The 19,221-nt window shown below is 75.8% G+C and carries 17 protein-coding genes; 8 read left to right on the plus strand and 9 right to left on the minus strand.

What is annotated here, in order from left to right; genetic code table 11:
* Positions 1–158: 158 nt before the first annotated feature.
* Positions 159–1,511: a TrkH family potassium uptake protein gene (locus CLV92_RS04080; protein ID WP_211290850.1), complete on the plus strand. Its 1,353-nt coding sequence runs from the start codon at positions 159–161 to the stop codon at positions 1,509–1,511.
* Positions 1,512–1,536: 25 nt separating this feature from the next.
* Positions 1,537–2,214, plus strand: a complete 678-nt coding sequence (locus CLV92_RS04085) for a potassium channel family protein (RefSeq protein ID WP_211290851.1) — start codon at positions 1,537–1,539, stop codon at positions 2,212–2,214.
* Positions 2,215–2,245: 31 nt separating this feature from the next.
* Here the strand turns inward: CLV92_RS04085 and CLV92_RS04090 are convergent, their stop codons facing one another.
* The 5 genes from CLV92_RS04090 to CLV92_RS22770 all read right to left on the minus strand — a co-directional run bounded on the left by CLV92_RS04090 (position 2,246) and on the right by CLV92_RS22770 (position 6,405).
* The gene (locus tag CLV92_RS04090; protein WP_104431517.1) at positions 2,246–2,425 is read right to left on the minus strand and encodes a hypothetical protein; all 180 of its coding nucleotides are present in this window, start codon (positions 2,423–2,425) and stop codon (positions 2,246–2,248) included.
* A 192-nt stretch (positions 2,426–2,617) separates the two neighbouring features.
* On the minus strand, positions 2,618–4,666 hold the full coding sequence (locus CLV92_RS04095) for an NHL domain-containing thioredoxin family protein (protein ID WP_104431518.1): 2,049 nt from the start codon (positions 4,664–4,666) through the stop codon (positions 2,618–2,620).
* A 49-nt stretch (positions 4,667–4,715) separates the two neighbouring features.
* The gene (locus CLV92_RS04100; protein WP_104431519.1) at positions 4,716–5,294 is read right to left on the minus strand and encodes a sigma-70 family RNA polymerase sigma factor; all 579 of its coding nucleotides are present in this window, start codon (positions 5,292–5,294) and stop codon (positions 4,716–4,718) included.
* Positions 5,291–6,139, minus strand: coding sequence for a hypothetical protein (locus CLV92_RS04105; RefSeq protein ID WP_158257123.1), 849 nt, complete (start codon positions 6,137–6,139; stop codon positions 5,291–5,293). The genes CLV92_RS04100 and CLV92_RS04105 overlap by 4 nt, the downstream gene beginning before the upstream one ends.
* 143 nt (positions 6,140–6,282) lie before the next feature.
* Positions 6,283–6,405, minus strand: a complete 123-nt coding sequence (locus tag CLV92_RS22770) for a hypothetical protein (protein ID WP_281256893.1) — start codon at positions 6,403–6,405, stop codon at positions 6,283–6,285.
* A gap of 156 nt (positions 6,406–6,561) precedes the next feature.
* Here CLV92_RS22770 and CLV92_RS04110 point away from each other — a divergent pair, with 156 nt between their 5' ends.
* Positions 6,562–7,971 carry a sensor histidine kinase gene (locus CLV92_RS04110; protein WP_211290852.1) on the plus strand — a complete coding sequence of 470 codons (1,410 nt, stop codon included), beginning with the start codon at positions 6,562–6,564 and terminating at the stop codon, positions 7,969–7,971.
* Between the two features lie 82 nt (positions 7,972–8,053).
* Positions 8,054–8,752: a response regulator gene (locus tag CLV92_RS04115; protein WP_104431521.1), complete on the plus strand. Its 699-nt coding sequence runs from the start codon at positions 8,054–8,056 to the stop codon at positions 8,750–8,752.
* 50 nt (positions 8,753–8,802) lie between these two features.
* Here CLV92_RS04115 and CLV92_RS04120 read toward each other — a convergent pair whose 3' ends face one another.
* Positions 8,803–9,813: an arabinan endo-1,5-alpha-L-arabinosidase gene (locus CLV92_RS04120; protein ID WP_104431522.1), complete on the minus strand. Its 1,011-nt coding sequence runs from the start codon at positions 9,811–9,813 to the stop codon at positions 8,803–8,805.
* 189 nt (positions 9,814–10,002) lie between these two features.
* On the opposite strand from CLV92_RS04120, the gene CLV92_RS04125 reads away from it, so the two are divergent.
* Entirely contained in the window at positions 10,003–10,899 is an 897-nt protein-coding gene (locus CLV92_RS04125; RefSeq protein WP_104431523.1) for an SDR family oxidoreductase, read from the plus strand.
* 96 nt (positions 10,900–10,995) lie between these two features.
* On the opposite strand, the gene CLV92_RS04130 is transcribed toward CLV92_RS04125, so the two are convergent.
* The gene (locus CLV92_RS04130; protein ID WP_211290853.1) at positions 10,996–11,700 is read right to left on the minus strand and encodes a YczE/YyaS/YitT family protein; all 705 of its coding nucleotides are present in this window, start codon (positions 11,698–11,700) and stop codon (positions 10,996–10,998) included.
* A gap of 258 nt (positions 11,701–11,958) precedes the next feature.
* On the opposite strand from CLV92_RS04130, the gene CLV92_RS04135 reads away from it, so the two are divergent.
* Together CLV92_RS04135 and CLV92_RS22775 are read left to right on the plus strand one after the other, a co-directional pair.
* Positions 11,959–12,477, plus strand: a complete 519-nt coding sequence (locus CLV92_RS04135) for an RNA polymerase sigma factor (RefSeq protein ID WP_104431669.1) — start codon at positions 11,959–11,961, stop codon at positions 12,475–12,477.
* Positions 12,470–13,291, plus strand: a complete 822-nt coding sequence (locus CLV92_RS22775; RefSeq protein ID WP_104431524.1) for a hypothetical protein — start codon at positions 12,470–12,472, stop codon at positions 13,289–13,291. Before CLV92_RS04135 ends, CLV92_RS22775 begins: the two co-directional genes overlap by 8 nt.
* A gap of 61 nt (positions 13,292–13,352) precedes the next feature.
* Here the strand turns inward: CLV92_RS22775 and CLV92_RS04145 are convergent, their stop codons facing one another.
* Both CLV92_RS04145 and CLV92_RS04150 read right to left on the minus strand, forming a co-directional pair.
* Positions 13,353–15,410 (minus strand): S9 family peptidase, encoded by a 2,058-nt coding sequence (locus CLV92_RS04145; protein ID WP_104431525.1) that lies wholly within the window; start codon positions 15,408–15,410, stop codon positions 13,353–13,355.
* Positions 15,411–15,469: 59 nt separating this feature from the next.
* The gene (locus CLV92_RS04150; protein ID WP_146099411.1) at positions 15,470–17,077 is read right to left on the minus strand and encodes a methyl-accepting chemotaxis protein; all 1,608 of its coding nucleotides are present in this window, start codon (positions 17,075–17,077) and stop codon (positions 15,470–15,472) included.
* A gap of 133 nt (positions 17,078–17,210) precedes the next feature.
* Between CLV92_RS04150 and CLV92_RS04155 the strand changes: the two genes are divergently transcribed.
* Positions 17,211–19,055: a DNA polymerase gene (locus CLV92_RS04155; protein WP_245886397.1), complete on the plus strand. Its 1,845-nt coding sequence runs from the start codon at positions 17,211–17,213 to the stop codon at positions 19,053–19,055.
* Positions 19,056–19,221: the final 166 nt, after the last annotated feature.

Consider the following 19,221-nt stretch of genomic DNA (forward strand, 5'->3'; position numbering starts at 1 on the left):
GGCCGGCACGCTCCCGGGTGAGCCGGCCCGGGCACCTCCCGGGCCGGCCCACCGCGCTCCGGAGCGCGCTCCCCCGGCACCCGGCGCTAGCCTGCCCGCTGATCGCGCAGCGCCACCGCCGTCCCGGGCGGGGCGTCGGGGCCGCCTGGGGGGACGACGTGGCACAGGGCTCGACGCCGCGCCGCGCGCTGCTGCGGCACCCGGCCCAGATCGTCGTCCTCGCCTTCCTCACCGCCACCGCCGTCGGCACCGCCCTGCTGTGGCTGCCCTTCTCGTCCGAGGGTCCCGGCAGCGCGACGTTCGTCGAGGCGCTGTTCACCGCGACGAGCGCCCTCTGCGTGACGGGTCTCGTCGTCGTCGACACCGGGGAGCACTGGACCACCACCGGGCACGTCGTCATCCTCGCGCTCGCCCAGATCGGCGGGTTCGGGATCATGAGCGCGGCGTCCCTGCTGGGCCTGTTCGCCTTCCGCCGCCTGGGGCTGCGCTCCCGCCTGGTCACGGCCACGGAGACCCGCAGCATCGGCCTCGGCGACGTCCGCTCGGTGCTCCTCGGCGTCGTGCGGGTGAGCCTGGTCATCGAGGCGGTCACCGCCGTCGTCCTGGTGAGCCGCCTCGCCCTGCACTACGAGCAGCCGTTCCCCCAGGCGCTGTGGGAGGGGGTGTTCCTCGCCGTCTCGGCGTTCAACAACGCCGGTTTCGTGCTGCGCGCCACGAGCATGATGGACTTCGTCGCCGATCCCTGGATGAGCCTCGCGGTGGCGTTCGCGGCCATCCTCGGCGGGCTCGGCTTCCCCGTGCTGCTGGAGCTGCGCAGGCACCTGCACCGGCCGCGGATGTGGAGCCTGCACACCAAGCTGACGCTGGCGACCACGAGCGCCATCTACGCCCTGGGCACCGTCCTGCTGACCGCGCAGGAGTGGACCAACCCCGCCACCCTCGGCGCCCTGACGCGGCCCGCACGGCTGCTCGCCGGGTTCTTCATGGCCTCGGCAACGCGCAGCTCGGGGTTCAACAGCCTCGACACCGCGGAGATGACCACGGGCTCGTGGATGGTGATGGACGTGATGATGTTCATCGGCGGCGGCTCCGCGAGCACCGCGGGCGGTATCAAGGTCACGACGTTCGCGCTCCTGCTGATGGTGATCGTCGCGGAGCTGCGCGGTGAGAACCACGTCTCGGTGTTCTCCCGCCGCGTGCCGGAGCGCGTCCACCGGCAGGCGCTGACCGTGGCGCTGCTGTCCGTGGCGGCGGTCGTCCTGGGCACCGTCGTGCTCTCGGAGCTGACCCACCACACGACCGACCGGGTGCTGTTCGAGGTGATCTCGGCGTTCTGCACCGTGGGGCTGTCCACCGGCATCACCGGCGAGCTGACGGAGGCCGGGCAGCTCCTGCTGGTGGTGCTCATGCTCGCCGGGCGCCTCGGGCCGATCACCCTGGGGACGGCCCTGGCCCTGCGCGAGCGGCGGCGGCTCTACGAGCACCCGGAGGGCAGGCCGATCATCGGGTGAACGGGACGACACAGGAGGACCTCGGGTGAAGAAGCTCACCGTGCGGCAGCCCAACCGCTCCGTCGCCGTCATCGGGCTGGGCCGGTTCGGGCGCTCCCTCGCCCTGGAGCTGGCCTCCAGCGGGGACGTCGACGTCCTGGGCATCGACTCCGACCGCGGGCTGGTGGACGAGCTCAGCACCACGCTCACGCACGCCGTCGTCGCGGACTCGACGCGTGAGGACGCGCTGCGCCAGCTGTCGGTGCACGAGTTCGACCGGGCCGTGGTCGGGATCGGCTCGAACCTGGAGGCCAGCATCCTCACCGCCTCCCTGCTCGTGCAGTTCGGCATCCCGCACATCTGGGCGAAGGCGATCAGCGAGCCCCACGCGCGGATCCTCGCGCAGATCGGCGTGCAGCACGTGACGCGCCCCGAGTACGACATGGGGCTGCGCATCGCCCACCTCGTGCGGGGCCGGATGCAGGACTTCATCGAGTTCGAGGAGGGCTTCGCGATGGTCAAGACCGTCGCGCCGCCCGGGCTCGTCGGGCGGACGCTGCACGAGGCCCGGGTGCGCGCCGACCACCGGGTCACGGTCGTGGCGCACCACCGGCCGGGTGAGCCCTTCACCTACGCCACTCCGGACACCCTCCTGCAGCCCGGGGACGTGGTGATCGTCTCGGGGGCGACGCGGGACGTGGAGCGCTTCAGCGACCTCGCGTAGGCGGCCCGCGGCCGTGCCCCGGAGGCGTCGCTCAGGAGGCCGCCTCCCCGTCCTCCGGGGCCCCGTCCAGCTCGGGGGGCAGCGGCGGCTCCCGGTCCTCGAGGTCGCGGCGCTCGATGCCCGGCAGGGCACGGCGCTCCGGCTCGCCCCGCTCGGAGCGGGTGAGGTCGAGGAGCCTGCGGCGCTCGGCGGGCTGGCGACGTTCCTCCATCCCGACAGCTCACCACGCCGACGGCCGTGCCGTCACGCCGAAGGCGGAAGGGCGCGCGCAGACGCGGGTGGGGGGTGGGATGCCGGTGCGGAGCCCGCTCTCGGGGCGCGCGCTCCGCACCGGCACTGTGGTGTTCGTCATCCACCGCCGCCGCCTTGAGCCCTCCCGCGTCCCGCCGCCGCCCCGGGCCCGTCACAGCCCGCGCAGGTCGAGGTCGAGCACGGCCGGCGCCCCGGCGCGCACCCGCACGGGGATGCCCCAGTCCTGCTGGTAAAGGTGGCAGGCGGCGAACTCCGGCACCTCCCCGGTCACCGGATCGCCGTCGCAGGCGGCGGCCTGCACGCTGACGTGCAGCACCCCGCCCGGCACGTCCGGCGCGATGCGCAGCACCCGGCGCAGGCCCTGGCCCTCACCGGCGCCCTCGGTCAGCAGCTCCGGCGGTGAGGCGTCGACGAGCAGCCTCGTCGGATCGCCCCAGCGGTCGTCCAGCTTCTGCCCCGTGGGCGGCACGAACCGCACCAGGAGCTCCACCTCTCCGGGGGGCAGGTCCGTGGCGGGGCGCTGCACGCGGTGGGCGGCACCGTCGACGCGCACCTGCGGGGGCAGCGGGAAGCGGGACACCCGGTGCGCGGCGGCCTCGACGACGAGGAGCCCGTCGTCGTCGGCGAGGACGTCGGACGGCTCCGCCAGGTCGCGCAGCAGGGTCGTGACCCGCCCGTCGGCCGGGTCGTAGCGGCGCACGGCACCGTTGTAGGTGTCGGCCACGACGACGGAGCCGTCCGGGGCCAGGGCGAGGCCCAGGGGGTGCTGCAGGAGCGCGACGTCCTCGCCCGCCCCACCGGGGCCCGCGCCGTCGTCGGCACTGCCCGGTCCGTCGCGGAAGCCGAAGTCGAACAGGCCGAGGCCCACGGCCGTGCCGACCTCGTAGCCCGCCCCCGCCACCGCCGCCACGTTGGCCATCCGCTCGTCGGTCACCGCCGGCACGCCGCGGTCGGGTTCGCCGCCGCTGCGCTGCAGCCACCGCAGCGCCGACGTCTCCGCGTCCACGAACCACAGCCGCTCCCCCGCCCCGCCCGGACCCGGGCCGGCCACCAGGCCCGACGTCTGCGCGAACCACGCCTGCTCCGCCGCGCCGTCGTGCAGGCCCTCGGCGGTGGTCCCCGCCAGCACCCGCACCACGCCCCGGGCGGGCCCCGCCGTCGTCGTGGCGGTCGCGGCGCCGGCCGGGTCGAACGCCCACAGCTGGTGCGTGCCCGCCATCGCCACGACCACCTGCCCGTCGAACCACTCCACGTCCCACGGGCTGGACAGGTCCTGCTCCAGCGCCGGGCCGCCGCCCTCCCGCCGGCGCAGCTGCCGTCCCGTCCCGGCGACCGTGACGACCGAGCCGTCGGCGAGGCGCACCCCCCGCAGGGCGTGGTTGACGGTGTCGGCGACGACGACGTCGTAGCCGGTGCGGGCGGCCACCTCGGCGGGCAGCAGGCAGAACCCCTGCGGTTCCGCGAAGCTCGCCGTGGCGGCGTCGCCGTCGGTGAAACCCCGCCGGCCGGAGCCGATGCAGCGCACCGGGGCGGTGAGGTCCGCGTCCAGCTCCACGAGCCGGTGGTGGGCGGTGTCGGCCACCAGGAACGTGCCCGACGGCAGCGGCAGCACCCGGGAGGGGAAGCGCAGCAGCGACTCCACCCGCTCCGGCGCCACGTAGGGGCCGGCGCCGCGGTGCAGGGTGCCCTTGGCCTCGTGCTCGGCGACCAGTTCCGCCAGCAGCACCGCCAGCCCCGGGGCGTGCCCCTCCCCCGACAGCTGCGCCACGACGTAGCCCTCGGGGTCGACGACGACGAGCGTGGGCCAGGCCCGGGCCGCGTAGGCCCGCCACGTCACCAGCTCGGGGTCGTCGAGCACCGGGTGGTGCACGGCGTAGCGCTCCACGGCCGCGTCGAGGGCCGCGGGCTCCGCCTCGTGCCGGAACTTCGGGGAGTGCACACCCACGGTCACGAGGACGTCGGCGAAGCGCTCCTCCACGTCCCGCAGCTCGTCGAGGACGTGCAGGCAGTTCACGCAGCAGCTCGTCCAGAAGTCCAGCAGCACGAGCTTGCCGCGCAGGCCGGCGAGGGTGAGGTCGCGGCCGCCGGTGTTGAGCCAGCGCCGTCCGCGCAGCTCGGGGGCGCGCACCCGGGCCCGGCGCGCGGAGGCGCCCGTCGCGGTGGTGCCCGTCGTGGAGGTCGCAGGAGGGGTCGTCGCCACGGGAGCATCCTCCCCCGCTGCGGGCGGGCCCCGCGCCGGCGGTGGGGCCTCAGGCCCTCGCCCGGTCCGCGGCGGAGGCGAGGGTGCGCCCGAGGGCGGCCAGCCCCCGCTCGGCGATGCCGCGCACGACCTCCGGGTCGACCTCGAGGACGTCGGCGACGTCGTCCTCGTCCAGGCCGGCGACCGTCATCAGCGCCAGCACGGAGCGCTGCTGGCCGGGCAGTCGCCGCAGCGCCTCCAGCAGCAGCGCGTCGTGCGCCGCCGCTCCCGCCTCCCCGCCCGGCGGGTCCCCGTCGCCGCCGGCGGGCGGGTGGCCGCCGCGCCGCCACCAGGAGGTGCAGGCCGAGACGAGGGCCCGCACGGCGTACGTCTCCGGGTCCTCCTCGTCGCGAACGCGTTCCCAGCGCAGGAGGACCTTCGCCAGGACGTCCTCCACCACGTCCTGCGCGGCGGCCGGCTCCCGCAGCAGCACCCGGGCGAGGGCGACGAGCACCGCCCCCTGCCGCCGGACGAACTCCTCGAAACCGACGCCCGGGTCCTGCGCCCAGCCGGAGTCCTGCATCCAGCCCGCCCCGGCCCCGTCGTCGGCCCAGCCGTCGCCGCGGTCGGCGCGGAAGCGCACCGTCACCACCCCTGCTCGGTCGCGAGCGCCTGGTACAGCGCCTGCTGCGCGAGGGTCCGGGTCACGTCGAGGGCGTGGTTGAGGTCCCCGCGCACCGTGATGTGCAGCTCCACCACGACCGCGCCCTCGCGCATGACGACCGCCGTGCGGAACGCGTCGTAGTCCGGGGAGAGCACCGACCACGCGGCGATGACCTCCTCCGCCCGGTACTTGCGGACCTCGTCGAACGCCCACGAGGAGGTGTCGTCGGGCGGGGAGAGGCAGGCGGAGGAGCCCACGAGGGTCGCGCGGAAGTACTGCCGCGCGCCGTCGCCGCGGAAGATCCGGACCCGCTCCTCGACGGTGTCGGTGGGCAGGTCCCCGCCCGGCGCGGCGATCCACGTCTGCCGGATCCCCCGCTCCAGGGGGTCGGCGGTGAGGACGGGCTCGTCGAGGCAGAGGCCACCGCTGACCGTGCTGAGCCTGCGCTCCGAGACCGGCGGCCCGACCGGCGCGACGCCCGCCACCACCACGGCGACCTGGCTGTCGGGGAGCAGGGGCGAGGCCTCGGCCTGGTAGGCCATCCACTCCGGCGCCGGGGAGGCGGACGGTGCGGCGGCGGGTCTCGGGCGCTCCGGCGCGGCCCAGGGGCGCGACATCGCCAGCGGGACGCCGACCGCGAGCACCGCGGCGAGCACCGCGGCCCCCGAGGCCGCGCGCACGGTGCGGCGGCGCGCCCCCGCCCGGCGCTGGGCGGCGGCGAGCATGCCCTCCACGTCCACCTCGGCCTGCGCCCGCGTGCGCTCCCGCAGGCCGAGCCCCGTCAGCGAGCGCTGGACGTCGGCCTCCCGCCGGGCTCCGTCGCCGTGCACGAGCACCCCCGTCCCCACCCGGCCGCTCCGCCGGGCGCCTGGAAGCAGCCTGCTCCTCCGCAGGGCGGCTCGCACGACGAGTGATCCCCGGCGGGACCACCTGCGTCCCGGGGCGTCTCCGCGCGGCCGCCGGGGTGGGGACGTCAGCGTCGAGGCCGGTCGCTGACGAGCCGCAGGAGCACGTAGCAGGCCTCGGCGACCAGGCACCACCGGTGCCGGTACTCGTGGACGTAGGGCTCGTCGCACTGCCGGACGAAGTCGGCCACCCACGCCGGCCGGTGCGACTGCTCCGCGACCGAGGGGGGCCGGGGGCGCCCGCGTCCGGCTGGGCCGCCCGGGTGAGCGCGCTCGGCGCTGCGGTGGGGGTGCGGACCGACCAAGGGACGACGTGGGTTCCCACCGCGCCTGCCTACGCTGCTGCGGTGGAACCCGCCGCACCTCCTCGCCCGGTCGCGCCCGGCGCCGCCGCCCCCGTCTGCACGGCGACCGCGCTCGACGCGACCGCCGCCGCACCGCGCGGGCCGCACGCCGGGGCGCACGCCGTCGTGCGCCCCGACGCGCATCCCGGGCAGCGCCGCGTCTGGGGCATGCCGCCGGGGCGGGCGGAGCGGGTCCGGGACCTGCTCGCCATCCTCGTCAGCATCCTGGGTGCGGTGCTCAACACCGGTCTCGTGCTGGACGAGCTGGGGGACCGCGCCACACCCCCCTGGCTGGTGCCGGCCCTGTTCATCGGGATCGCGTCCTCCGCGGCGATGTGGTGGCGGCGGCGCTATCCCGTGCAGGTCACCGTCGCGATGGGGGCCCTCACCCTCGTCAGCTTCGCCGACTCCGCGCTGCTCATCGCGCTGCTCACCCTCGCCGTGCGCCGCCGCGACCGCGTGCTCGCCGTCCTCAGCGTCCTGGCCGTACCGGTGCTGATGCTGAACGCGTGGTGGCTGCAGGGGATGCGCCTCGTCGAGTCGGTGTTCCTCACCCCCGTCCTGGTCGGCCTCTTCGTCTCCCTCGGCGCCTACATCGGCGCGCGCCGCGCCTTGGTCGACAGCCTGCGGGAGCGGGCCGAGCGCGCCGAGGCGGAGCAGTCGCTGCGCGCGGAGCAGGCCCGCCTGGCTGAGCGCACCCGCATCGCCCGGGAGATGCACGACGTCCTCGCCCACCGCATCTCCCTGGTCGCCCTGCACGCCGGCGGCCTGGAGGTGCGCCCGGACATGGGGGCGGAACAGGTCGAGGCCACCGCGGCCACCATCCGCGCCACCTCCCGAGCCGCGCTGGAGGACCTGCGCCGCGTGCTGGGCGTCCTGCGCACCGGCGCCCCCTCGGACTCGGCCGCCGGCGCGGCGGAACTGGCCCCGCAGCCCACGTTCGTCGACATCCAGCACCTCGTGGCCGACTCCCGGGCCGCGGGTGTCGACGTGGAGCTGCGCACGGAGGTGAGCCTGCACACCCAGGTCCCGCCGGAGCTGGGCCGCACCGTGTACCGGATCGTGCAGGAGGCTCTCACGAACGTGCACAAGCACGCCCGCTCCGCCCAGGCGCTGGTGACGCTCGGCGGACGGCCGGGCAGCTTCCTGTGCGTGGAGATCGTCAACGGGCGCCCGGCCGGCGGGGCTCCCCTGCTGCCCGGCAGCGGTTCCGGCCTGGTGGGGTTGTCGGAGCGGGTGGGCATCGCCGACGGCACCCTGGTCAGCGGACCGGAGCCCGGTGGGGGCTTCGCGGTGCGGGCCCGGCTGCCGTGGCCGACTCCGGACGGTGCGGAAGCCGCGGATGCGCCCACGTGGGCGCCGCCGGATGCCAGGATCGTGACGCCGCAGCGGCTGTCCCCGGGGGACGAGTGACGGTCGCGCGCACGATCAGCACGCACCGGCTCGCGCCGGTCGAGAGCACGCACCGGCTCGCGCCGGTCGACGAGGGGAACCCATGAACGAGTCGAGCACCTCCGCGCCCGCCCGGCCCACCCGGCTGCTCCTGGTGGACGACGACGCCCTGGTGCGGGCGGGGCTGCGCATGATCCTGTCCAGCGCCGAGGACCTGGAGGTGGTGGCGGAGGCGAGCAACGGCAGCGAGGCGCTGGAGGCCGTCGCGGCGCACCGCCCGGACATCGTCCTGATGGACGTCCGCATGCCGGTGATGGACGGGCTGACCGCCGCCGCGCAGATCACCGGCCGGCCGGGCGCCCCCTCCATCATCATGCTGACGACGTTCGACCTCGACGAGTACGTGTTCCAGGCGCTGCAGGCCGGGGCCATGGGGTTCCTGCTCAAGGACACCCCGCCGCGGGAGCTCGTCGGGGCGGTGCGGGTGGTCGCGGCGGGCGAGGCGATGCTCTCGCCGACGGTGACGCGGCGCCTGGTGGGGCACTTCGCCGCCGACGCCGTGAACCCGCGCCGGCAGAAGGCGCAGGAGCGGCTGCGCCTCCTGACCGAGCGGGAGACGGAGGTGCTGGCCGCGGTGGGCCGGGGCCTGTCCAACGCCGACATCGGCCGGGAGCTCTACATGAGCGAGGCCACGGTGAAGACGCACGTGTCGCGGCTGCTGACGAAGCTGGACGCGACCAACCGGGTGCAGGTGGCGATCGTCGCGCACGACGCGGGGCTCATGACCGACCCCGCGAGCTGAGCCGGCCCCTGCGCGCCCCCCTCCCGTGCGGAGAGGGGCGCGCAGCGCGCTCAGGTCAGGTACGGCCAGCCGTTGGCGTCGTAGGCGAGGCGGTTGACGCCGAGGCGCTCCGGGCCCTCGGGCGTGTAGTAGTGGTAGACGAGCAGGTCGCCGTCCACGTCGCGCATCACGGACTGCCCGCCCGGGCCGATGGTGCTGCCCTGCGTGGCGTTGATGACGAGCCCACCGCCGGAGCGCATGTCCTTGCCGGTGTGGTCGAGGTAGGGCCCGGTGATGGAGCGGGAGCGGCCCACCACGGTCTTGTAGGTGCTCGACGCCCCGTTGCAGCACTTGTCGAACGAGACGAACAGGTAGTACCAGCCGTTGGCCTGGTGGATGTGCGGCGCCTCGACGGCGCCCTCCACGGACAGCGGCCGGGTCGCGAGGTCGTAGCGGCGGGTGTTGCTCGCGAGCTGCTTGCCGGTGGCGGGGTCGATCTGGATGAGCTTGATCCCCGACCAGAACGAGCCGAACGACAGCCACCACCTGCCGGAGGAGTCGACGATGAGGTTCGGGTCGATGGCGTTGTAGTTGTCGTTCGTCGTCGAGGAGTAGACCCGGCCGTGGTCGGTCCACGTCCCGGGCGCGCCGCTGGGGCTGGTGGCGAAGCCGATCGCGGAGTTGTTCGAGCGGAACTGCGACACCGAGTAGTACATGAGGTACCTCCCGCCGTGGCGGGAGACGTCCGGCGCCCACAGGTCGGTGGTGGTGCCGTAGCCCGACGACCAGGTCAGGGGCTTGGAGAACGCGGATCCGACCCGGGAGAAGTTCACGCGGTCGGTGGAGGTGCGCATCTCGACGAGGTTGTGGGTGGAGTAGACGTAGTAGCGCCCGTCGGCGGCGCGGACCATCGACGGGTCGTGCGCGCGGACGTCGCCCGTGACGTACCCGGGGCGCGGGTAGGCCTCGGCCGGGGAGGCGGTCGCCGCGACCAGCAGGGCCGCGGTCACGGCCGTCAGCACGCGCGGTCGCGTCCTGCTCCGCTCGTGCCGCCGGCGCGTCCGCAGGGAGGGGAAGGGCATCGTCGCTCCTCGCCGTCATCGGACGCTCACCGTTGAGCCTCCGGGATGTCGATCAGTCTGCCCACGATCCTTGCAACGTTGCAAGACGAGGGCGGGACCCAGGGCGGACGGGCATGCATGCGGCAGGGGCACCGGGGTAGGGGCGGGGCGTAGGGCACGACCGCCCCGCCGAGCACCCGGAGGAAGCGCATGCCGCAGGACCAGACCGAGCCGCAGGACCCGACGCAGGAGTACTCCCAGCCCGACTCCGAGGGCGAGCAGATCCCGCACCCCGGCCGCACCGGGGACATGGGCGACGAGCCCGACCACGGCGAGGAGTCGTACAAGGGCAGCAACCGGCTGGAGGGCAAGAAGGCCGTCATCACCGGCGGCGACTCCGGCATCGGCCGCGCGGTCGCCATCGCCTTCGCCCGCGAGGGCGCCGACGTCCTCATCGTCCACCTGCCGGACGAGGAGGAGGACGCCAGGACGACGGTCGGCCTCATCGAGGACGCCGGGCGCAAGGGGGTGGCCGTCGCCACCGACATCCGCGACGAGGACGCCTGCCAGCAGATCGTCGACCGGGCCGTGCAGGAGTTCGGCCGCATCGACGTCCTGGTCAACAACGCCGCCTACCAGATGGCGCAGCCCGGCGGCATCGAGGACATCACCACGGAGCAGTTCGACCGGGTGATGAAGACGAACATCTACGCCATGTTCTGGCTGTGCAAGAAGGCCGTCCCGCACATGCAGCCGGGGTCGACCATCATCAACACCTCCTCGGTCCAGGCCTACCAGCCCTCCCCGCCGCTGCTGGACTACGCCACCACCAAGGCCGGCATCGTGAACTTCACGAAGGGCCTCGGGCAGATGCTGGCGGAGAAGGGGATCCGGGTGAACTCCGTGGCCCCCGGCCCGATCTGGACGCCGCTGATCCCCGCCACGATGGACGAGGACAAGGTCGCCAGCTTCGGCGAGGACGTGCCGCTGGGCCGCGCCGGGCAGCCGGCGGAACTGGCGCCGGCCTTCGTGTTCTTCGCCTCGCAGGAGTCCAGCTACATCACGGCTGAGGTCCTCGGCGTGACCGGCGGCAAGCCGCTGGCCTGACCGCGCCGTCCCCCTTCCGGGACCCGCACACGGAAAGGACCCTTCCCGTCGATCCGCCGGCCTGGCGACGACGGGAAGGGTCCTTTCCGCAGAGGGTCAGCGTCCCGCGTCCGCAGCTGCCTCCGCCGCCGCGGCCCGGGCCTGCGAGTGCGCGGCGGGTTCCTGGCGCAGCACGCGGAAGGCGACCTGCGTGGCGGGTCCCAGGGCCAGCGCCATGACGACGGTGCCCGCCCCGACCGGGCCGCCGAGCAGCCAGCCGGCCGCCACGACGCTCACCTCGATGACGACGCGGGAGACGCCGATCGGCCACCCGCGCAGGTGGCACGCCACCATGAGGCTGTCGCGGGGGCCCGCACCGAAACCCGCCCCGATGTAGAGCGCCGCACCCGTGCCGAGCAGCGCGACCGCCGCGAGCAGGGCGAGGATGCGCAGCGCCAGGGCCGCCTCCGGCAGCCCGTCCAGCCACGAGGCGGCCAGCAGCAGGTCGAGCACGGCGCCGATCAGGAGGATGTTGACGAACGTCCCGAGACCGGGGCGGACGCCGAGCAGCGCGGAGAGGACCACGACGACGACGCCGACGCCGGCGACCACGGTGCCGAACGACAGTCCCGTCCACGTCGCCACCCCGGCGTGGAGCACGTCCCACGGGGAGACCCCGAGGCCCGCCTGCAGCGACAGCCAGACGCCGGTGGCGCAGAGCACGAGCCCGCCGAGGAACTGCAGCACCCGCAGGGAGCGCCTGCGCCTCGGCGGCGCGGTGGTGGGGCTGGACGAGGACGTGCGGGTCCTGCGAGCGGTCACGACGGGATCAGGTCCTCTGCGGCAGCGGGAACGGGCTCCCCTCCACCATCGCATCCGCGCGGCGGACGGCACGTCGATCAGCGGGCCGCCCGTCAGACGGGCGGGAGACCGGACGGACACCGGCGTCCGCATCCGGCTGCAACCGGGGGCCCGGCCCGGGCGTCACCTCTCCGACAGCGAGACCGCGGCAGGACACTGCAGCGGAGGACCACCGGGCGCGCGGGCGCGCACCGGGTGGACGACGGAGGGGGTGCGTACGTGGGGGACCCCGCGGATTTCGACGACTTCTACGCCGCGACGGCCAGACGGGTGCTGGGGCACGTCTTCCTGATGACCGGGGACCTGGCGGCGTCGGAGGACGCCGTGGCGGAGGCCTTCACCCGGGCCTGGGAGCGCTGGCCGGCGGTGAGCGCGTCGCGGTCGCCGGAGGCGTGGGTGCGCACCGTCGCCGCGCGGGTGGCGGTCAGCAGCTGGCGCAAGGCGCGCAACCGGCTGCTCGCGCACCACCGGCAGGCGCGGGAACCCGCGCCCGTGGACGTCCTCGGTCCCGACCACGTGGCGCTGGTGCGGGCGCTGCGCACGCTGCCCGCCAAGCACCGGCAGGCCGTCGTGCTGCACCACCTCGCCGACGTCTCCCTGGCGGACGTCGCCGAGGAGATGGACGCACCGGTCGGCACGGTCAAGGCGTGGCTCTCCCGCGGCCGCGCCGCACTGCGGGAGCAGTTGCTGGAAGTGGGCACCACGTGGCACCAGAGGGAGGCGCAGGGTCATGCGTGACGACATCGACGCTCGACTGGAGGACCTCGTGCGCGATGCGGGGCGGGCGGGGCGCCTGCCCCGTGCGGAGGATCTGCGGGCCCGGGGCACGATGCGCCGGCGCCGGCGGGCGGCGGCGCTGTCCGGGGCGGCCGTCCTGGCCGTCGGCGGGATCGCCGTGGGCGCGTCCGCGCTGAGCGGACCGGTGCAGCCGCTGCCACCGGCGGGGGGGGCGGCCACACAGCCGGCGCCCGCTCCCGAGCCGACGACGTCCCCCTCCCCCGACTCCTCGGTGCCCGCCGAGCCGTCCACGCCCGCCGAGCCGTCCACGCCCGCGGAGCCCTCGGCGCCCGCCGAGCCGAAGCCCTCCACCCCGGCCGACCCGTCGGATCCCTACGCGCCGCCGGCGGCACTCACCAACGGGGAGCGGAAGGTGACCTTCACCGCCGCGGACGGCAGCGGCAGGATCCTGGCGGCGGGCGAGGGGGACGCGGTGGTCACCGCCACCGACCCGGCGGCGGAGAGCAGCCACTGGGTCGTCGTCCCCCTCGCACCGGGCAGCGACCAGTACCTCGTCAAGACGGTGCGGCTGGACGGCGGCGAACCGCAGTGCCTGGCCAGCATCGTGGAGGAGTCCGACCTGGTGCTGCGGGCGTGCGACGCGTCCGCGGAGGAGCAGGTCTTCCGGATGCAGACGTCCTCGGAGGGTGGCCTCATCGTCTACGCCTGGGGGGGCGTCGTCTTCCTCGACGGCGACGACCCGGGGACGATCCCCGACGACAGCACGGAGTTCACCCTCACCGACCGGGGCGAGTACCTCTCCCCGGTCGACTGAGCGCCGGCGGGAACGGCGGCCGGAGCGGGCGGGGCTGCGGCCCCGCCCGTTCCGGGCCCCGTCAGCGCAGCAGCTCCGGCGTCCGGAACTCCTCCCCGTGCACGTGGGTGGCGAGGAACGCGAGGACCGTCTCGTACCAGAGCTTCGCGTGCTGGGGCGCGAGGATCCAGTGGTTCTCGTCCGGGTACAGGAGGAACTTGTGGGGCAGTTCCTCCGGCGGTCCGTCCCAGCGGGAGACGAGGTCCCACCACAGGCGCAGACCCTCCCCGATCGGGACGCGGTAGTCCTCGTCGCCGTGGATGACGAGGACGGGAGTGGTGATGGCGTCGGCGTGGGCGCTGGGGTCGTTGGCGGCGGCCATCTCCGCCGTCATCTCCCGCGTCCAGTAGTAGGCGTCGTCGGTGGTGGGGCCGAACTGGTCCAGCGCCCAGAGGCTGGCGTGGGTGACGATCGCGCGGAACCGGTCGGTGTGCCCGGCGACCCAGTTCGCCATGTAGCCGCCGAAGGAACCGCCCATGCAGGCGGTGCGTCCGGCGTCGACGTCGTCACGGGTGAGGGCCGCGTCGGTGAGCTCCATCAGGTCGGTGTAGGGCTCGCGACCCCAGGCGCCCCAGCCGCGCTGGACGAACTCCTGCCCGTAGCCGGTGGACAGCCGCGGGTCCGGCAGCAGCACCGCGTAGCCGCGCGCCGCCATCAGCCACGGGTTCCACCGCCACGACCAGGAGTTCCACGAGTGCAGCGGACCGCCGTGGATCCACAGCAGCAGCGGTGCGGGCCGCTCCGGCCCGGCGCCCTCCGGCAGCACCAGCCACGCGCGCAGCGGCGTGCCGTCGGTCGCGGTCGTCTCCACCTCGGTCAGCGTGCCCGCGGGGGCGGGCGGCTGCGCGGGCGCCGGGAGCGCGACGGGCTCGGCGTCGGTGGCGGTGGCGTCGATCCGGACCGGAGCCGGCGGGGAGTCCACCGTCGAGCGCAGCGCGTAGACCCAGCGCCCGTCCGGGGAGACCTGCAGGTCGGAGTGGGCGGCGCGGTCGCCGGTGAGGCGGCGCACCTCGCCGGTGGCCACGTCGAGGCGGAACACCGGCGCCGCGCCCCGCTCGTCGGCGGTGACGAAGAGGGCGCTGGAGTCCGGGGACCAGCGCGGCCCGGCGCCCCACAGGTCCCACTCCGGTGCCACCTCCACGACGTCCCCGGCCCGGTCGAGGGGGAGCACCACGACGCGCCTGCGGGGTGCGCGGTGCGGGGTGCTGCGCGTCTCCAGCACGGCCGCGACGCGCGTGCCGTCGGGTGAGACCGCGGGCTCCAGGAAGTCCCCGCCGCCCTCCCCCTCGTCGGCCAGCACGCGGCGCTCCCCCGTGGCGGTGTCCACGGCGACGAGGGTCCTGCGCTGGGAGCCGCGTCGCTCGGGGACGAGCCAGGTGGTGACGAGGACGGACCCGTCCGCGCTCAGGTCGGTCTCCTGCTGGTCGAGGGCGCGGCCGGGGGTGGGCGTCAGGTCCCGCAGCGCCGCTCGGGGGGCGGGGGCCCCGGGGAGGTCGAGGACGAAGGCGCGGATCTGCTCGGGGCCGAGGTCGTGGTCCCAGAAGCGGATCGGGTAGCCCTCGTGGAGGACCGCCGTGACCTTGGCGTCCTTGCGCGCCGCGCGGCGCTCGGCGGCCGAGCCGTCGGCGGGGTCGGCGCCCGCCCCGGGCAGCGTCGGGGAGGTGAGCACCACGCGGGGCGCCTCGCGGGCGGCGACCACGCCCGTCACGCCGCCGGGGCGGGTGGCGAGGACCTCGGCCTCCCCGCCACCGGCCGGCATCCACCACAGGGCGGCGGGGGCGTCGTCCGCGGCCTCGGCGTCGGGGTCCGGGCGCGCCGACGTGAACAGCAGCGAGCCGTCGGCGGCGAACACCGGGTTCTGCTCGCCCTTGGCGCTGCGGGTCAGCCGGCGGGCGGGGCGCTCCCCCGCCGGGTCCACCTCCCACAGCGCGCTGACGTAGCGGGTGCGGGTGCGGTCGGGGACCGCCGTGACGACCACGAGCCTGGTGCCGTCGGGGGACAGCGCCAGGCTCGTGGTGCGGGACAGGTCGACGAAGGCGTCGAGGTCGGCGAACGGCGTCTCGGGTGGCGTCTGCGGCACCGACCCGTTCTACCGCGCCGCACCGACGCGCCGCCCGGGTGGACGCGCCGGGCCGGGCGTCACACCCGGAAGGTCCCCACGGCCTCGCGCAGCTGGGCGGCGGTGGCGGTGAGCGCGTCCACCGCGGTGGTCACCTGGGCGAGGTTCGCCTGGCCCTCCTCGCTGGCGCGGGCGACGACGGCGACCGTGGCGGCGATCTCGCGGGTGCCGGCGGCGGCCTCGGAGACGTTGCGCGACATCTCCGTGGTGGTGGCGGTCTGCTCCTCCACGGCCGCGGAGATGGTGAGCTGGTAGTCGTCGATCTGCGCGATGATCTCGGAGATCTCCGAGATGGACCGCATCGCGTCGGCGGTGCCGGCCTGGATGGCGGCCACCTTCGCGGCGATGTCCCCGGTGGCGGCGGCGGTGGACTGCGCCAGCTCCTTGACCTCCGAGGCGACGACGGCGAAGCCCTTGCCCGCCTCACCGGCGCGCGCGGCCTCGATGGTCGCGTTGAGGGCCAGCAGGTTCGTCTGCTCGGCGATCGCCGTGATGGTCTTGACCACGGAGGCGATCTGCTCCGAAGCCCCGCCCAGCGCGCTGACGGTGGCACCGGTCTGCTGGGCGGCCTCGACGGCCTGGCGGGCCACACCGGCCGCGGCGGACGTGCCCTGGGCGATCTCGCTGATCGCCTGTCCCATCTCCCCGGAGCCGATGGAGAGGGTGTCCACGCTGCGGGAGACCTCCTCCGCGGCACCGGAGGCCGAGGCCGCGCGCTCGACGGCCTCCAGGTTCGACGTGGAGAGCCGGTGGGCGGTGCAGGTGAGGGCCTCCGCCATGCCGGCGACGTCGCGGGCGCCGTCGCTCACGTTGCGGACGGTCTCGCGCGTGGAGGTCACGGCCTCGGCCAGCGCCTCGCCCATCGCGGTGAACTCGTCGCACCCGTCCACGGCGGGGACGACGGTGAGGTCGCCGCGGGCCACCGCACGCAGGTCGGCGACGGCCCGGGACAGCGGGCCGGTGATGCTGCGGGTGAGGCCGACCAGCAGGACGAGGCCGAGGGCCACGGCGGCGGCGAGCGTGCTCAGCACGACGGTGCGGGTGTGCTGCGCCTGCGCCTCGGCCCTGGCGAAGGCGGCGTCGGAGCGGGCGTTGACGGATTCGGTGATCTTCGTGGTCGCCTCGAGGATCTCCCCGTAGATCACCCACCCGACGTCCATGACCTCCGCGTCGCCCGCGGTGAGGTCGCCGGCGCGGTAGTGCTGCGCGGAGCGCTCCTCGGAGACGAAGTACTCGCCCCACTTGGCGACGATGACGTCGTGGAGGGCGCGCTCCTCGGCGGTCATGAGGTCCAGGGGCGCGGCGTCGAGCTCGGCCAGCAGCGCGGCCTTGTCGGTGAGGAAGCCGGCGCGGTTGCCGGCGTCGTCCAGCATGGCCTCCTCGGCGCCGAGGCGGTAGACGTCCCAGACGTAGGCGGCCTGCCAGCCGGTGACGTCGGCGTCCCAGAACTTCTGCATGTCGACGTAGTGGGTGAGGCGCGAGAGGTCGCGCAGTTCCTCGGCGGTGTCGCGCTGCTTCGCGGAGCCCACGAGGGCGACGCCCGCGGTGACGGCGAGCAGGGCGATGACGATGCCGACGGCGACCGCGAGGCGGGTGCCGACGCGCAGTCGGCGGAACAGGGCGGTCACGGGGGCTCTCCAGGGGGCTGCGGAGCGACGAGGTCGAGGGGTTCCGTCTTCTCATCGGCTGCTCCGGCGGCTGCTTGAGAGGGACGGGGCCGGCCGGGCGGGGGGTGTCGGCGCCGGCGGGGAGGATGGGCGCGTGCCCGCACTCCCCGACGCCCCGGACGCGGTCGCCGTCGACGCGACCGTCCTGCCGGGCGCCCTGGCGGCGGCGGGGTTGCGCGCCGGGGATCCGCTGGCGCTCTGCGCGGTGCCCGGGACGGGCCTCGGCCTGGCCGGCGCCGGCCGCTCCTGGGCCGTCGCCGCGGCGCGGCCGGAGGCGGTGGTGGCGGGGATCGACGCCGCGCTCGGCCCGCGCTGGGTGTGGTGGTCGGCGGCCGCGACGGCGGGCCCGCTCGTGGCGGGCGGGGTGCGTCCCGGGCGCTGCTGGGACGTGGGCGCCGTGCACCGGCTCCTGCACGGCGACCCGCACGACGACGCGGCCTCGGCGTGGGCGGCCGCCCTGCACCTGCCGCCGCCGGCGCCGTTCGCCGCGGGCCGCCCCGTGCGCCCGGGCCTGACCGCGCTGGACCTCGACCTGGGCGGGGACGGCCTGGACCGCCCGGAGGATCCGCTGCGCGAGGACGGCGGGCTGCGGGCCCGCTGGGTGGACGGCTCCGCCCTGGCCCCCGAACCGGGCGGCGACCCGGCGCCGCTGCTGCGGCGGGCCGCGCGGTGGGCGGGCCTGGCCCTGCACGTCGCGGCGCTGCAGGAGCGCGCCGTGGCCGACCTGCCGGACCGGCGGGTGCAGCGGCGGGGCCCGGCGCTGCCGCTGCAGACGGCGTGGTCGGAGTCGGCCGCCGCCCTGCTGGCGGTGGAGCTGGAGCACGACGGCCTGCCGGTGGACCGGGCCGCGGCGGAGGCGCTGGTCGCCGCGGAGGCCGGCCCCCGCCCGCGCGGCGCGGCGGAGGAGGCCGCGCTGCGGGCGGGCCGAGACCGGGCGGTGACGGACCTGCTGCCCGCGGGCGCCGGCGTGCCGGACCTGCGCAACCCCGCCCAGGTGCTCGCCGCGCTGCGCGGTCTCGGCCTGGACCTGCCCGACACGCGGGCGTGGCGGCTGGAGCGCTTCCGCGACGCGCACCCGGCGGTGGCGGCGCTGCTCACCTGGCGCAAGGCGGAGCGGATCGCCACCACGTACGGCTACGCGTGGCTGGACCGCCACGTCGGGGTGGACGGGCGGCTGCGGGGGGCGTGGGGTGCGGCCGACGCCGCCGCAGGCCGGATGACGGCGCAGGCGGGGCTGCACAACATGCCCGCGGAGCTGCGCCCGGGGGTGGCGGCGGAGCCGGGCCACGTGCTCGTCCGGGCAGACCTGGGCCAGGTGGAGCCGCGGGTGCTGGCAGCGGTCTCGCAGGACCCCGCCCTCGCGGCGGCCACCCTCGACGACGACCTCTACACCCCCGTGGCGGCGGCGCTCGGCTGCGACCGGCCGACCGCGAAGATCGCGGTGCTGGCGGCGATGTACGGGCAGACGTCGGGCACGGCGGGGCAGGCGCTGCGCCGGATGGATGCGGCCTACCCGCGCGCGCTGGCGTTCCTGCGCTCGGCCGAGGCCGCGGGGCAGGAGGGCCGGGACCTGCGCACGGCCGGTGGGCGCCTGCTGCGGCTGGCCGACGCGGCCGCGGCGGGAGGCGAGGCGCACGGGCGGGGGCGGTTCGCGCGCAACGCCGTCGTGCAGGGGGCGGCGGCGGAGCTGTTCAAGGCCTGGGCGGCGACCGTGCGGGCCGGGCTCGGGGCGGCGGACGCGCGCGAGGGCGGCACGGGCCGGATCGTGCTGTGCCTGCACGACGAGCTGCTGGTGCACGTCCCCGCGGAGCGCGCGGGGAGCACGGTGGAGCTGCTGCACGCGGCGCTGGCGGCGACGGCGGCGCGGTGGGCGGCGGGCAGCGGGGTGCGGTTCGTCGCGGACGTGGCGGTCGTGCGCCGCTGGTCGGAAGCGAAGTAGGCCGCGCGCCGGCGGGCGCCGGATTCCGGGGACTGCATCGTCACTCTCCGCAGTGGCCCGGTTCCACGGGTTTCCCCTTCCGCGACCCGGCGTGCAAACCTTCGGCGTCACGCACCCCCCTGGCCGGGGCCGTCGCCCCCCGACGGTGCACCGGCTCAGTCGACCG

It is taken from the genome of Kineococcus xinjiangensis (assembly GCF_002934625.1).
GTDB lineage: Bacteria > Actinomycetota > Actinomycetes > Actinomycetales > Kineococcaceae > Kineococcus_A > Kineococcus_A xinjiangensis.